The organism is Cupriavidus necator N-1, from assembly GCF_000219215.1.
GTDB lineage: Bacteria > Pseudomonadota > Gammaproteobacteria > Burkholderiales > Burkholderiaceae > Cupriavidus > Cupriavidus necator.
Genome location: NC_015726.1, coordinates 2,465,421 through 2,478,478, shown reverse-complemented (window position 1 = coordinate 2,478,478; position 13,058 = coordinate 2,465,421). Strand labels below are relative to the sequence as shown.

Sequence of the window (13,058 nt, the reverse complement as noted above, 5' to 3'; positions counted from 1 at the left end):
GGGATTCTAGTTCAAACAGAAACGAAAACAAATGATGCAGTGCACTATTGTTTTACGTTCGTTTTGTTGCTAAAACGAACGTAAAGCCAAGACTTGTGCGCCTGCATCGCGCCAAAGCTGTGATGCGGGAAGCATATCGAACATGGAGACCGGATGCAGCTACGTTTGGAAGGCGTCGCACAGCAGGCAGGTTCGCAGGCGTATCTCTATCCGATGACACTCGTGCCGGTTCCGGGCGCGGTGACCATCCTGCTGGGCGCCACGCAAGCGGGCAAGACGTCGCTGATGCGGGTGATGGCCGGGCTGGACCGGCCCAGCGCCGGCCGCGTGCTGGTCGACGGCCACGACGTGACCGGCATGCCGGTGCGCGAGCGCAATGTATCGATGGTCTACCAGCAGTTCATCAACTACCCGTCGCTCAAGGTGTTCGACAACATCGCCTCGCCGCTGCGGCTGCGGCGCAAGGCGCCGGCCGCAGAGATTGCCGCGCGCGTGCGCGAGTTGGCCGGGCGGCTGCATATCGACCACCTGCTGGACCGCTATCCGTCCGAGCTCTCCGGCGGGCAGCAGCAGCGCGTGGCACTGGCGCGCGCGCTGGCCAAGGAGGCGCCGCTGATGCTGCTGGACGAGCCGCTGGTCAACCTTGACTACAAGCTGCGCGAAGAACTGCGCGAGGAACTGGCGCAGCTGTTCGCGCATGGCGACGCCACCGTGATCTATGCCACCACAGAGCCCGGCGAAGCGCTGCTGCTGGGCGGGCATACCGCGGTGCTGGACGCCGGCGAACTGCTGCAGTACGGCCCGACACCCCAGGTCTTCCACTATCCCGATTCGCTGCGCGTGGCGCGTGCGTTCAACGATCCGCCGATGAACCTGGTCGAGGGCAGGCTGCAGGGCGGCTGGGTCACGCTGGCCGGCGATATCTCCGTGCCGGTGCCCGGCGCGGGCGGGCACGACGGCCCGGTCACGGTGGGGGTGCGCGCGTCGGCATTGCGCCTGGCCGGTGAGCCGGGTGCGGTGGCGGTGCCCGGGCGCGTGGCGCTGGCCGAGCTGTCAGGCTCGGACACCTTTGTCCACGCCGATACCCCGGTGGGCAACCTGGTGGCGCAGTTCGCCGGCGTGCTCGACCTGGCGCTGGGCGAGCCGCTGTCGCTGCATCTGCTGCCCGAGCAGATCTACCTGTTCGACGCCGACGGGCGCCGCATCCACGCGCCGCGCCGGCCGGGCGGGCTGGCCGCGGACGTGCCCGGCGGCGCGGCCGCGGCTGCCGGGGCAGGGGGCTGAGATGGCGCGCATCGACTTGGACCTGGCGCACTCCTATGTGCCGAATCCGCGTACCGACGAGGACTACGCGCTGCTGCCGCTGCAATTCACGTTCGAAGACGGCGGCGCCTATGCGCTGCTGGGCCCGTCCGGCTGCGGCAAGACCACGCTGCTGAACTGCATTTCCGGGCTGCTGCGGCCCTCGCAAGGCACCATCGCCTTCGACGGCCGCGACGTGACCGCTGCCACGCCGCAGGCGCGCAATATCGCCCAGGTGTTCCAGTTCCCTGTGATCTACGACACCATGACCGTCGGCGAGAACCTGGCCTTCCCGCTGCGCAACCGCGGCGTGCCGGAAGCCCAGGTGCGCGAGCGGGTAGGGCGCGTGGCCGAGATGCTGGACCTGTCGGCCACGCTCGATCGCCGCGCCAGCGGCCTGGCCGCGGACGCCAAGCAGAAGATCTCGCTGGGGCGCGGGCTGGTGCGCCAGGACGTGTCGGCCATTCTCTTCGACGAGCCGCTGACGGTGATCGACCCGCAGCTCAAATGGCAGCTGCGGCGCAAGCTCAAGGAAATCCATCACGAGTTCCGCCTGACACTGATCTACGTGACGCACGACCAGACCGAGGCGCTGACCTTTGCCGACCAGGTGGTGGTGATGTCGCGCGGCAAGGCGGTGCAGGTGGGGCCGGCCGATGCGCTGTTCGAGCGGCCCGCGCATACCTTCGTCGGGCATTTCATCGGCTCGCCGGGCATGAATTTCCTGACCGGGCAGTGGCGCGACGGCGCGGTCGAGCTGGCCGGGCGCCGCTACATGCCGGGGTTGTCGCCGTCAGTCGAAGCGGCGTTGCGCGAGGCCGGCAGCTTCCGCATCGGCGTGCGGCCCGAGTATCTGCGCCTGGCGCCGGAGAGCGACGCGCAGGCGGTGCCGGTGCGGGTCGAGCGCGCGCAGGATATCGGCACTTACTGGCTTCTGACTGGCGGCGTGCAGGAGGCGGGCGCACTGGCCGGCACGCTGCGCGCGCGGCTGGGTATCGAGGCAGCCGATCTGCGCCCGGGCGACACCGCCTGGCTGTCGGTGTTCAACCGCCATACCTGCTACTACGTCAACGAGGAACTGGTCCAATGAAGCCCGTCAACCAGAAGGCCTGGCTGCTGGTGTTGCCGGTGGTGGCGTGCGTGGCGTTCTCCGCCATCCTGCCGCTGATGACCATCGTCAACTACTCGGTGCAGGACATCATCTCGCCCGAGCGGCGCGTGTTTGTCGGCACTGAGTGGTTCCGCACTGTGCTGCGCGACGGCGAGCTGCACGACGCGCTGCTGCGCCAGCTCGGTTTCTCGCTGGCGGTGCTGCTGGTGGAGATCCCGCTGGGCATCCTGCTGGCTTTGTCGATGCCGGCCAGGGGCTGGAAGGCATCGGCGGTGCTGGTGATCATCGCGTTGTCGCTGCTGATCCCGTGGAACGTGGTCGGCACCATCTGGCAGATCTTCGGGCGCACCGATATCGGCCTGCTGGGAGCCGCGCTGGCGGCGATGGGCTTCGACTACAACTACACCGGCAGCGCCTTCGATGCCTGGATCACGGTGCTGGTGATGGACGTCTGGCACTGGACGCCGCTGGTGGCGCTGCTCTGCTACGCCGGCCTGCGCGCCATTCCCGACGCCTACTACCAGGCCGCGCAGATCGACGGCGCCTCGCGCCTGGCGGTGTTCCGCTATATCCAGCTGCCCAAGCTGCGCGGCGTGCTGATGATCGCGGTGCTGCTGCGCTTCATGGACAGCTTCATGATCTATACCGAGCCCTTCGTGCTGACCGGCGGCGGTCCCGGCAACGCCACCACCTTCCTGTCGCAGTACCTGACGCAGAAGGCCGTGGGCCAGTTCGACCTGGGCCCGGCGGCGGCGTTTTCCATCGTCTATTTCCTGATCATCCTGCTCATGTGCTTCATCCTCTATAACTGGATGCAGCGCGCGGGCACCGCCGGCAGCGAGGACATGCCCCATGGCTGAATTGCGCACCCCCGCCAACCGCGCCACCTGGTGGCGCGCGGGCTTCCTGCTGGTCTACCTGCTGTTTGCCATCGTGCCGATCTACTGGATGGTGAACATGTCGTTCAAGACCAATGAGGAGATCGTCTCCACGCTGTCGCTGTGGCCCGCGGAATTCACGCTGCAGCATTACAAGACCATCTTCACCGACCCGTCGTGGTATTCGGGCTACGTCAACTCGATGATCTACGTGGCGATGAACACGGTGATCTCGATCAGCGTGGCGCTGCCGGCGGCCTATGCCTTTTCGCGCTACCAGTTCATCGGCGACAAGCATGTGTTCTTCTGGCTGCTGACCAACCGCATGACACCGCCCGCGGTGTTCCTGCTGCCGTTCTTCCAGCTCTACAGCACCATCGGGCTGATGGATACCCACCTTGGCGTGGCGCTGGCGCACCTGGTCTTCAACGTGCCGCTGGCGGTGTGGATCCTGGAAGGCTTCATGTCGGGCGTGCCGCGCGAGATCGACGAGACCGCGTATGTCGATGGCTACTCGTTCCCGCGCTTCTTCCTGACCATCTTCCTGCCGCTGATCAAGGCCGGCGTGGGCGTGGCGGCGTTCTTCTGCTTCATGTTCAGCTGGGTGGAGCTGCTGCTGGCGCGCACGCTGACCTCGGTCAACGCCAAGCCCATCGTCGCCACCATGACGCGCACGGTGTCGGCATCGGGCATGGACTGGGGCGTGCTGGCCGCGGCCGGCGTGCTGACCATCGTGCCCGGCGGCATCGTGATCTGGTTCGTGCGGCACTACATCGCGAAGGGCTTCGCGATGGGCCGCGTGTAAGCGCACGGCGCAACCCTGATCACAACACAAGGAGACGGCGCAATGCTGAGCTGGATGGTCTGGACGACGCCGGTAGCGGTGTTCTTCGGCTGCATCGTGGTCATGCTGATCAGCATGACTATCTGGGAAATACGCGCGCCTTCGGTGCTGCGCAAGGGCTTCCTGCCGATCGCGACCACGCGTGGCGACCGGCTGTTTATCGGGCTGATGTGCGCCGCCTGGGTCAACCTGGCGTGGGTAGGACTGGGCGAGAAGGTCACCGCGTGGCTGTCGCTGTCCGAAGAGCCGTCGGTCTGGATCAGCTTCGGTGTATCGATGCTGGTGCTGGCGCTGATCATGCGCAAGGGCTAGCCGGGGATCGGAAGCATCACGGTTGGATGGAGGGTTTGCGGCTTATCCCTGCCCCGGGGCCGCCACCAGGACCATAGCCGGGGAGGGGAATTCTTGAGGAGACACCAATGAAAGTGCACGTGAAGTTGGGGATGTCAGCCCTTGCCTGCGCGGCTGCGCTGGCTTGCGGGTCCGCCTGGGCAGGCGAGGCGGAAGCGAAGAAGTGGATCGACAATGAGTTCCAGCCCTCGTCGCTGGCCAAGGACAAGCAGCAGGCCGAAATGAAGTGGTTCATCGATGCCGCCGCCAAGCTCAGGGCCAAGGGTGTCACGCAGATCAGCGTCGTGTCTGAAACCATCACCACGCACGAGTACGAATCCAAGACGCTGGCCAAGGCGTTCGAGGAGATCACCGGCATCAAGGTCAAGCACGACCTGATCCAGGAAGGCGACGTGGTCGAGAAGCTGCAGACCTCGATGCAGTCCGGCAAGTCGATCTACGATGGCTGGATCTCTGACTCGGACCTGATAGGCACGCATTACCGCTACGGCTCGATTCTGCCGCTGACCGACTACATGAACGGCGCCGGCAAGGAGTGGACCAACCCCGGCCTGGACGTGAAGGACTTTATCGGCACCAAGTTCACCACCGCGCCGGACGGCAAGCTGTACCAGCTGCCCGACCAGCAGTTTGCCAACCTGTACTGGTTCCGCGCCGACTGGTTTGCGCGCAAGGACCTGCAGGACAAGTTCAAGGCCAAGTACGGCTATGACCTGGGCGTGCCGACCAACTGGTCGGCCTATGAGGACATCGCCAACTTCTTCACCAACGACGTGAAGGAGCTCGATGGCAAGAAGGTCTATGGGCACATGGACTACGGCAAGAAGGACCCGTCGCTGGGCTGGCGCTTCACCGACGCCTGGCTGTCGATGGCCGGCACCGCCGACAAGGGCCTGCCCAATGGCATGCCGGTGGACGAGTGGGGCATCCGCGTCGCCGAGGACAAGTGCACGCCGGTCGGCGCCTCGGTGTCGCGCGGCGGTGCCACCAACAGCCCGGCGGCGGTCTATGCGCTGACCAAGTACATCGACTGGATGAAGAAGTACGCGCCGCCGCAGGCGATGGGCATGACCTTCTCCGAGGCCGGCCCGGTCCCCGCGCAAGGCCAGGTGGCGCAGCAGATCTTCTGGTACACCGCCTTCACCGCGGACATGACCAAGAAGGGGCTGCCAGTGGTCAATGCCGACGGCTCACCCAAGTGGCGCATGGCGCCGTCGCCGTACGGCCCGTACTGGAAGCAGGGCATGCAGAACGGCTACCAGGACGTGGGCTCGTGGACCTTCTTCAAGAACACCGACCCCAACAAGCTGGCGGCCGCCTGGTTGTACGCGCAGTTCGTCACGTCCAAGACGGTCTCGCTGAAGAAGTCGCTGACCGGGCTGACCTTTATCCGCGACAGCGACATCCACCACGACTACCTGACCAAGAACGCGGCCAAGTACGGTGGGCTGGTCGAGTTCTACCGCAGCCCCGCGCGCGTGGCCTGGACGCCGACCGGCACCAACGTGCCCGACTATCCGAAGCTGGCCCAGCTGTGGTGGAAGAACGTGGCCACCGCGGTGACCGGCGAGAAGACGCCGCAAGCCGCCATGGACACGCTGGCCGAAGAGATGGACCAGGTCATGGCGCGGCTGCAACGCGCGGGCATGAGCAACTGCGCGCCCAAGCTCAACCCGAAGGGAGATCCGGGCAAGTGGCTGTCGAACGACCATGCGCCGTGGAAGAAGCTGGCCGACGAAAAGCCGAAGGGCGAGACCATTCCTTACGACAAGCTGCTGCAGGCGTGGAAGGAAGGGAAGGTGCGCTGAGGCGCCGAAGCGTTGATGCTGCCGGCGACGGTTGAATGCCTTACGTGGTCAAGTCCGATGTTTCCGATTGGGCCTCTGCCGCCGCCTGCACCGCATAACGCGCCTTGCCATGCCGCTTGGCCTCGTACAGCGCCATGTCGGCGTGCATGAACAACTCGCTCGCGGTCATGGTGTGGCGCGCGTCATGGATGGCCGAGCCGACGCTGGCCGGGGCCGCCAGCGTGTGACCGTCGATCACGAAGGGCAAGCGCGCGTCCTGCACGATGGTGTTGGCGATGGACGCCATGGCCTGGCGGTCGGCAACGCCGTCCAGGATCACAGCAAACTCATCGCCGCCGATGCGCGCGACCGCGTCGCCCTTGCGCACGCAGGCGCGCAGCCGCTGCGCAAAGGCGACCAGCAACTGGTCGCCCACCGGATGGCCAAAACTGTCGTTGACGCCCTTGAAGTCGTCCAGGTCCACCAGCAGCAGCGCCAGCGAGCGCCCGTCGGCGCTGGCGCGGGCCATGCATTCGGCCAGGCGCCGGTCGAAACCCTTGCGGTTGAGCAGGCCGGTGAGGTAGTCGGAGATGGTCTGCGCTTCCAGGCTGCGCAGTTTTTCGCGCTCATGGGTGACGTTGCGCCCGAACATGTGCAGGCCAATGACGGTGTCCTGGGCATCGTTCCAGGCCGGCTGGTAGGTGATCTCCATGCATTCGGTGCCGTCGGCGCTTTCCCGCGTAAAGGTAACTGACTGCCCGGCCCGGGCTTGTTCCAGGTACGGCTGGCAGGCCAGGTATTCCTGGGTGCCCCACAGTTCGCGCAGCGACAGCCCCACGATCTGCTGCGCCGGCACGCCATACCGCTGCGCATAGGCCTGGTTGACGAAGACATAGCGCTGCTGCATGTCGATGAACGAGACAAAGTCCGGCACATGGTTGGCGATCGCCTCGATGCGCTTCTCGCTTTCGGCGGCGCGGTCCTTGGCCGCTTTCAGCGCGGCTTCGCGCTCCGACAACTGCGCCACCACCTCGGCGAAGGTCACGGCCAGTTCGCCGATCTCGTCGGCACGGCCGGCGGGCAGGTCCGCCACCGCTGCCGGGTTGGTGCCGATCTGGCGCACGGCGCGGTGCAGCCGCTGCAGCGGTTCAAGCAGCCGGCGCATGACCAGCCACATCATCGCGGCGGCAAGCAGCATGGTGATGGCGCCAATGACCAGGGTCCGTTGGCGCACCGCGACCAGCGGCGCGTAGGCTTCGGCTGCCGGCAGGACCGCCACCACCTCCCAGCCGTTGGATGCCAGCAGGTAGCGCGCCACGATCGGCTGCGTCGGCGTCAGGATTTCCAGGAAGGCGGGGGCGTGGTCGGCGCCGCAGGCTTCGCCGAGCGCGCGTGCGGGGCTCAGCACGCGGGCAACGTCCGGATGCATTGCATAGCGGGGATTGGTGCCGGCGGAAACCAGGCAGAAGCTGCCGGTGGTGCCCACGCGGCTGTGCGCAAGCTCGCGCAGGAAGTTGCTGTCCGCGAGGTTCAGGACGCCCCCAAGCACGCCGCGCAACTCGCCACCCGGCCCGTGCAGCGGCACTGCCAGCACCACGCCGGGGGCATTGGTCTGCTTGCCCTGGATCAGGTCCGACACCGCGAACGCCTGGCCCTGCTGGATATCGCGGAAGTAGTCGCGATCGTCCACGCGCAGGCGCACGCCATCCGGCACGGCGGTGCTGAACACCAGGTGCCCGTCGGGCGCGGCCAGGAAGACGGCGTTGAAGGCCTCGGGCATTTCCACCAGGCCTTCCACGGCCCGGCGCAGTTCGGCCGGCTTTGCCGAAAGCATGGGGGAGAGCTGGCGCGCCACGCGCCGCAGGACGGCGGCCCGGCCCTGCAGTTTTTCATCGAGTTGCTCGGCCACCATCTTGACCAGCGTGTCCTGCTGCGTCTGCTGCAGGGTCTTCAGGCCGTCGTAGGCGTAGTACTGCGCGTAGAGCGCGCGCAGCACGATGATCAGCGTCACCACACCCGCCGTGGCGAACGCCATCCGGTACTTCAAAGAGTGCTGCATGATTGACTTATTTCTTGTGCGCACTGACCCGTATTCCCGTCCCGGCCGCATCGTGTTGCCGACCCGAGATTCCTGTCCGGGACGTGAAATCAAGATTAGCAGATGTCAAGATGAAATTCGCAACTGTTTGCAACCGCGTGCCCGGCTGTACGCGTAACGTGCCTGCCGCGCTACAGGGAAGGGCGTGGCCGGTGGCGAGATCGCCACGCGCACTCATGCACGGATTCCGGCTTGGCATTAGCATGCGGGATGGCCCGCGATGTGGCGGGCCCGTCTCGCGGTTCCTGATTCCTTCCAGCCCAAAACGCCAATGACTATACCGACTACGCTGCTTGGCCTGGCCGGCGCCAGCCGCACCCCTTCCGCCTGGGATGCCGCCGTCCTGATCCTGATCGACCATCAACGCGAATACGTCGACGGCCGCCTGCCGCTGGTCGGCATGCCCGCGGCCGTGGCTGCCTGCGCGCAGTTGCTGGCGCTGGCGCGCAGCCACGGCACGCCGGTGATCCATGTCGCGCATCACGGGCGGCCGGGCAGCATGGCGTTCGATCCGACCGGGCCGTATGCCGCCTTCATCGAAGGGGTGGGGCCGCAGGCCGGTGAGATTACCGTCACCAAGGGCTTGCCCAACAGCTTCGCCGGCACCACCCTGGCCGACGAACTGGCCAGGCTCGGCCGCAAGGAGCTGATCGTGGCCGGCTTCCAGACGCATATGTGTGTCAGCGCCACGGTGCGCTCGGCGCTCGACCACGGTTATCGCAGCACCGTGGTGGCCGCTGCCTGCGCCACGCGCGACCTGCCTGACCCGCTCGGCGGCCCCGCGGTACCTGCGGCCGATCTTCACCGCAGCACGCTGGCCGCGTTGAATGACCGCTTTGCCACGGTCGTTGCAGACGCAGGGGCCTGGCACGGCTAAGCAGCGATGGGCCAGGTGCGCACGCGCAGCACGGTATGGTCGCGCGGTCGCGGCGTCAATTCCAGCGCGGTCGGCACGCCCCGCCGGGTGATCGGCGCGACAAAGCGTGCCGTGTCCGCTGCCGCAGCGGGCCGCGTGCCGCAGCGCATCGCCAGCCGCAGGATATGCAGCGGCACGAACCGCGGTTCGTGTCCGCCAGCGCGGCCAGCGTGAAGTGCAGCGGCTGCCGGGCCAGTGCGATGAAGCGCCCGTGCAGCCGCGCCAGCGTTGTCGCGGGCGCTGCCAGTCCTTCGCCCTCGGCGCCGCTGCGCGTCATGCCGCGCACACGCGCCTGCCACAGCGTGCCGGCAACCAGCAGCGGTGCGCGCCCCGCGCCATCTGCATCCACGCATGCATCGAGCGCCACGACCGCGCCCGCCAGGTCATAGGTGGACGCCACCGAGGCAAAGCTGCGGTGGTAGCCGATGATGCAATCCATGTCTTCGTCATAGAGCGGCCGCGCATCGCGCGGCACGCGCGCCGGGCGCATCTCGAACCAGCCGGCACTGATCGGGTTACGGCCGGTCCAGGGCAGGGCGGGTTCAGTTTCGGTCGCGGTGGGGAGGCAGGCGGATGGCAAGTCGTGCTCCGGTGCAGGTCGGAGCAGTCAAGGTAGCCGGCAGGTGAGTGGCCGGAAATGAGATAAGCCTTGTCGCTGGCAACGGAAAGGTTGCGTCGCGACGTGGCTGTGGCCTAGAAGCTCACGCCCAGCGAAAGGATCGCGACCTGGTCCGTCGAGCCCGGGTTGAACCAGTAGAAGCCCGCCGTGAACCTGCGCACCGTGACCTGGAAAAAGCCGCCTCGCTGGAGTTCGCGGTCTCTCCCGTAGATCCGGGTACGTTGCGCGACCAGGCCCAGCCTCAGCCATTCGACCGGGCGGAAGCCAAGTTCACTCCAGGCGTAGAGATAGCCCGGTTCCTCGCCGCGCGCGTCCAGGTATTCGGCTTCGATGTAGTAGTCGAACTTGCTCACTGCCACGCTGGCCTCGATCCCGCCGATCAGGCCGTGGGTGGAGCCTCCCACGAAGCCAACGATGGGTGTCGCCTTGAATTGGATGGTTTCGCCGCCCGAGAAGGTCCAGCCGATGAAGGCTGACTGCGAATGGACTGCCTCGTAGTTGCTTCTTGCCTCGAGGTGAAGCTGCTTCCTTTCCGCGATGAAGATGCCGGAGAGGTAGTCGCCGCTCTGGCGCGGCATGTTCCAGTAGCCTGTTGCCGAGAAGGTCCAGGGTGAGCCGGCCGCCTGCCCGGCGGCATCCGGCGCGGGCTGGGGCGGCTCCTGTGCCTGTACCGCGCCCGCGCCAAGGGCGGCGGCAAGGAGCAGGATCGCGCCTCGCATCTCAGCCGCCCAGCGCGATGATGGCGATGGTCATGACGACGCCCAGCGCCGTCATGGCTGCGCCAGTGACCCAGCCGCCAAAGCCGGCATAGTGGCCCAGCGCCCACCCGGCGACGAACAGCATGGCCAGGGTTAGCCCGCGCGAGATCAGCAGCGCCAGTCTGACGTCGTCCAGCAGTACGAACGGCAGTGCGACCGGAAACGTGGTCAGCACAACGATAAAGAAGATGCGCACGGCACCCAGCAGGTCGGCCATGTTGAGGCGGGGGCGGGGCGGCAGCGCCGGGGCGGCGGCAAGCCGTGCCCGCATGGCTTCCAGTTCCTTGTCGGTGACCAGCGACTTCGTTGCGCGAGGCAGCGCATCGCGAATCAGGCCGATCGCAGTGGCCTGGTCGCTAGCATTCCTGACGGCAAGCGCCAGGGAGATCCGCTGGCCGCGGCTTGCCAGCGTACGGATCAGGAACATGACCGCGTCCACCATGCCCCAGGCCAGGTTGCAGCCCAGCGCGGCATGCATCATGGTGCGGCTGGCATTCGGGCCGCCCGTGCCGCTCGACACCGCGCCGACAAAAGTGAGCGCCATGAACAGGCCGAAGCACATCTCGGAGACGCGGTCGACCACGTCCAGCACCGGCTCCCGTGTCTGCGCATCCTCCGGCGGCACGGTCGCGCCGGCATGGATCGTCGTCCTGGGTGAATCGGGCATGGCGGACTCCCGAAAGCTGCGTCGATGATCGGATGGGCGATAGGGATGGCCCGGTGGGGGCGAGGGCGACTGTGCCTGCCAAGCCTGTCGTTCTGTGGACAAGTATGCGCGCCAGGCGCAAATATGCCAGGCCAGCCTGCCTTGATTGGCGTCGTGAACCACGGTTTTCCGGGGAGGGTAGAAAACCTGGGCAAACGCCGGACAACAAAAAACCCAGAGAGCTTGCGCTGTCTGGGTTTCCTGGCAACTTAGGCAGTTGCTCGCCATTTGTCTGGTGGGTGGTACAGGGATTGAACCTGTGACCCCTGCCGTGTGAAGGCAGTGCTCTACCGCTGAGCTAACCACCCCTGTCTGCGTCGTCGTTGCCGTCGTGCAGCAGAGAAATGAGATTATGCAGAGGTCTCTGTATCTTGTAAAGCCCTTTTTGAACTTTTTTGTCAGGCAGCCAAGCTTCCGGGTGCTTCCGCCGGGGCCTCCTGCCACACAGTCTTGCCGCCGCTGGCCTTGTCCAACCCCTTGAGCAGGGCGAGGTGGGCCTGTTGTTCTTCATCGGTGGCGCGCAGCACCGGCAGGGCCAGGCGCGACAGGTCGGCGCTGGCGACGGCGCCGCCTGCGCCCGCCGTGCTGTCGTGCATGTCGATCACCAGCGAGTCCTGGCCGCGCGTCATGGCCAGGTAGACCTCGGCCAGCAGCTCGGCATCCAGCAGGGCGCCGTGCAGCGTGCGGTGGGCGTTGCTGATGCCCAGGCGGTCGCACAGGGCGTCGAGCGAGTTGCGCTTGCCGGGGAACATCTGGCGGGCTTCGCGCAGGGTATCGATCACATTGCCGGCATGCTGGCGGAACGGCGGCAGGCCCAGCAGCTGGAATTCCATGTCGAGGAAGCCCAGGTCGAACGGCGCGTTGTGGATGATCAGCTCGGCATCCTGGACGAACTCGCGGATGTCGTTGACGACTTCTGCAAAGCGGGGCTTGTCGGCCAGGAACTCGACCGTGATGCCGTGCACGGCGATCGCGCCCTCGTCGATATCGCGTTCCGGGTTGACGTAGAAGTGCAGGTGGCGCCCCGTCAGGCGGCGGTTCATCAGCTCGACGCAGCCGATTTCGATCAGGCGGTCGCCGGTGGCGGCACTCAGGCCGGTGGTTTCGGTGTCGAGAACGATTTGTCGCATGGCGGGCATTCTAGCGGAGCGGCGCGGGCGCTCCGCGGTTTCTTGTTAGCGAAAGGGATCAGCGGCCGATCGATTCGACGCCGCGGTTGGCCAGCGCGTCGGCACGTTCGTTGCCGGGGTGGCCGTTGTGGCCGCGCACCCAGTGCCAGGAGATCTGGTGCGGCTGCGCCAGGGTGTCCAGCTCCTGCCACAGGTCAGCGTTCTTGACCGGCTTCTTGTCGGCGGTCTTCCAGCCGCGGGCCTTCCAGCCGGGCAGCCATTCGCTGATGCCCTTCTGGACATACTGCGAGTCGGTATAGACACGCACGACGCAGGGCCGCTTGAGCGCGCGCAGCGCTTCGATCACGGCGGTCATTTCCATGCGGTTGTTGGTGGTGTTGGGCTCGCCGCCGAACAGTTCTTTCTCGCTGGTGCCGGCGATGAGCACCGCGCCCCAGCCGCCGCGGCCGGGATTGCCCTTGCAGGCGCCGTCGGAGTAGATCGTGACTTCTTGCATGTGATTCCATGGTGGCCACCCGCCGGGCGGGTGGCGCATTGAAGGGGGCAGGAGAAGGGCGC

General features: G+C 66.4%; 13 protein-coding genes and 1 tRNA gene. 7 read left to right on the top strand and 7 right to left on the bottom strand.

Annotated features, from left to right (window positions below):
• Positions 1 to 153: 153 nt before the first annotated feature.
• From CNE_RS11620 to CNE_RS11595, 6 genes are all read left to right on the top strand, one after another.
• Entirely contained in the window at positions 154 to 1,284 is a 1,131-nt protein-coding gene (locus tag CNE_RS11620; RefSeq protein ID WP_013957317.1) for an ABC transporter ATP-binding protein, read from the top strand.
• 1 nt (position 1,285) lies between these two features.
• Entirely contained in the window at positions 1,286 to 2,392 is a 1,107-nt protein-coding gene (locus CNE_RS11615; RefSeq protein ID WP_013957316.1) for an ABC transporter ATP-binding protein, read from the top strand.
• A complete protein-coding gene (locus CNE_RS11610; RefSeq protein ID WP_013957315.1) occupies positions 2,389 to 3,273 on the top strand; it encodes a carbohydrate ABC transporter permease in 885 nt (294 codons plus the stop codon). Before CNE_RS11615 ends, CNE_RS11610 begins: the two co-directional genes overlap by 4 nt.
• On the top strand, positions 3,266 to 4,096 hold the full coding sequence (locus tag CNE_RS11605; protein ID WP_013957314.1) for a carbohydrate ABC transporter permease: 831 nt from the start codon (positions 3,266 to 3,268) through the stop codon (positions 4,094 to 4,096). The genes CNE_RS11610 and CNE_RS11605 overlap by 8 nt, the downstream gene beginning before the upstream one ends.
• A gap of 42 nt (positions 4,097 to 4,138) precedes the next feature.
• Positions 4,139 to 4,447: a DUF2160 domain-containing protein gene (locus CNE_RS11600; protein ID WP_013957313.1), complete on the top strand. Its 309-nt coding sequence runs from the start codon at positions 4,139 to 4,141 to the stop codon at positions 4,445 to 4,447.
• A gap of 119 nt (positions 4,448 to 4,566) precedes the next feature.
• Positions 4,567 to 6,294: an ABC transporter substrate-binding protein gene (locus CNE_RS11595; RefSeq protein WP_041228424.1), complete on the top strand. Its 1,728-nt coding sequence runs from the start codon at positions 4,567 to 4,569 to the stop codon at positions 6,292 to 6,294.
• Between the two features lie 40 nt (positions 6,295 to 6,334).
• Here CNE_RS11595 and CNE_RS11590 read toward each other — a convergent pair whose 3' ends face one another.
• On the bottom strand, positions 6,335 to 8,332 hold the full coding sequence (locus CNE_RS11590) for a sensor domain-containing diguanylate cyclase (RefSeq protein WP_238552995.1): 1,998 nt from the start codon (positions 8,330 to 8,332) through the stop codon (positions 6,335 to 6,337).
• A 310-nt stretch (positions 8,333 to 8,642) separates the two neighbouring features.
• Here CNE_RS11590 and CNE_RS11585 point away from each other — a divergent pair, with 310 nt between their 5' ends.
• Positions 8,643 to 9,248, top strand: a complete 606-nt coding sequence (locus tag CNE_RS11585) for a cysteine hydrolase family protein (protein WP_013957310.1) — start codon at positions 8,643 to 8,645, stop codon at positions 9,246 to 9,248.
• Positions 9,249 to 9,303: 55 nt separating this feature from the next.
• Here the strand turns inward: CNE_RS11585 and CNE_RS11580 are convergent, their stop codons facing one another.
• From CNE_RS11580 to rnhA, 6 genes are all read right to left on the bottom strand, one after another.
• Complete coding sequence (locus tag CNE_RS11580) at positions 9,304 to 9,867, bottom strand: hypothetical protein (protein ID WP_013957309.1); 564 nt, start codon at positions 9,865 to 9,867, stop codon at positions 9,304 to 9,306.
• A 113-nt stretch (positions 9,868 to 9,980) separates the two neighbouring features.
• Positions 9,981 to 10,625 (bottom strand): hypothetical protein, encoded by a 645-nt coding sequence (locus CNE_RS11575; protein WP_013957308.1) that lies wholly within the window; start codon positions 10,623 to 10,625, stop codon positions 9,981 to 9,983.
• Between the two features lies 1 nt (position 10,626).
• Positions 10,627 to 11,331 (bottom strand): VIT1/CCC1 transporter family protein, encoded by a 705-nt coding sequence (locus tag CNE_RS11570; protein ID WP_013957307.1) that lies wholly within the window; start codon positions 11,329 to 11,331, stop codon positions 10,627 to 10,629.
• 272 nt (positions 11,332 to 11,603) lie between these two features.
• Positions 11,604 to 11,678 (bottom strand) — tRNA-Val (locus tag CNE_RS11565).
• Positions 11,679 to 11,768: 90 nt separating this feature from the next.
• On the bottom strand, positions 11,769 to 12,509 hold the full coding sequence (gene dnaQ, locus CNE_RS11560) for a DNA polymerase III subunit epsilon (RefSeq protein WP_013957306.1): 741 nt from the start codon (positions 12,507 to 12,509) through the stop codon (positions 11,769 to 11,771).
• 49 nt (positions 12,510 to 12,558) lie between these two features.
• Positions 12,559 to 12,996, bottom strand: a complete 438-nt coding sequence (gene rnhA, locus CNE_RS11555; RefSeq protein WP_013957305.1) for a ribonuclease HI — start codon at positions 12,994 to 12,996, stop codon at positions 12,559 to 12,561.
• Between the last annotated feature and the right edge of the window lie 62 nt (positions 12,997 to 13,058).

What these genes read in the sequence shown, in the direction of transcription:
- CNE_RS11620 (WP_013957317.1), top strand. Translation starts at nt 154, where the DNA reads ATGCAGCTACGTTTGGAAGGCGTCGCACAGCAGGCAGGTTCGCAGGCG.
- CNE_RS11615 (WP_013957316.1), top strand. Translation starts at nt 1,286, where the DNA reads ATGGCGCGCATCGACTTGGACCTGGCGCACTCCTATGTGCCGAATCCG.
- CNE_RS11610 (WP_013957315.1), top strand. Translation starts at nt 2,389, where the DNA reads ATGAAGCCCGTCAACCAGAAGGCCTGGCTGCTGGTGTTGCCGGTGGTG.
- CNE_RS11605 (WP_013957314.1), top strand. Translation starts at nt 3,266, where the DNA reads ATGGCTGAATTGCGCACCCCCGCCAACCGCGCCACCTGGTGGCGCGCG.
- CNE_RS11600 (WP_013957313.1), top strand. Translation starts at nt 4,139, where the DNA reads ATGCTGAGCTGGATGGTCTGGACGACGCCGGTAGCGGTGTTCTTCGGC.
- CNE_RS11590 (WP_238552995.1), bottom strand. Translation starts at nt 8,332, where the DNA reads ATGCAGCACTCTTTGAAGTACCGGATGGCGTTCGCCACGGCGGGTGTG.
- CNE_RS11585 (WP_013957310.1), top strand. Translation starts at nt 8,643, where the DNA reads ATGACTATACCGACTACGCTGCTTGGCCTGGCCGGCGCCAGCCGCACC.
- CNE_RS11575 (WP_013957308.1), bottom strand. Translation starts at nt 10,625, where the DNA reads ATGCGAGGCGCGATCCTGCTCCTTGCCGCCGCCCTTGGCGCGGGCGCG.
- CNE_RS11570 (WP_013957307.1), bottom strand. Translation starts at nt 11,331, where the DNA reads ATGCCCGATTCACCCAGGACGACGATCCATGCCGGCGCGACCGTGCCG.
- dnaQ (WP_013957306.1), bottom strand. Translation starts at nt 12,509, where the DNA reads ATGCCCGCCATGCGACAAATCGTTCTCGACACCGAAACCACCGGCCTG.
- rnhA (WP_013957305.1), bottom strand. Translation starts at nt 12,996, where the DNA reads ATGCAAGAAGTCACGATCTACTCCGACGGCGCCTGCAAGGGCAATCCC.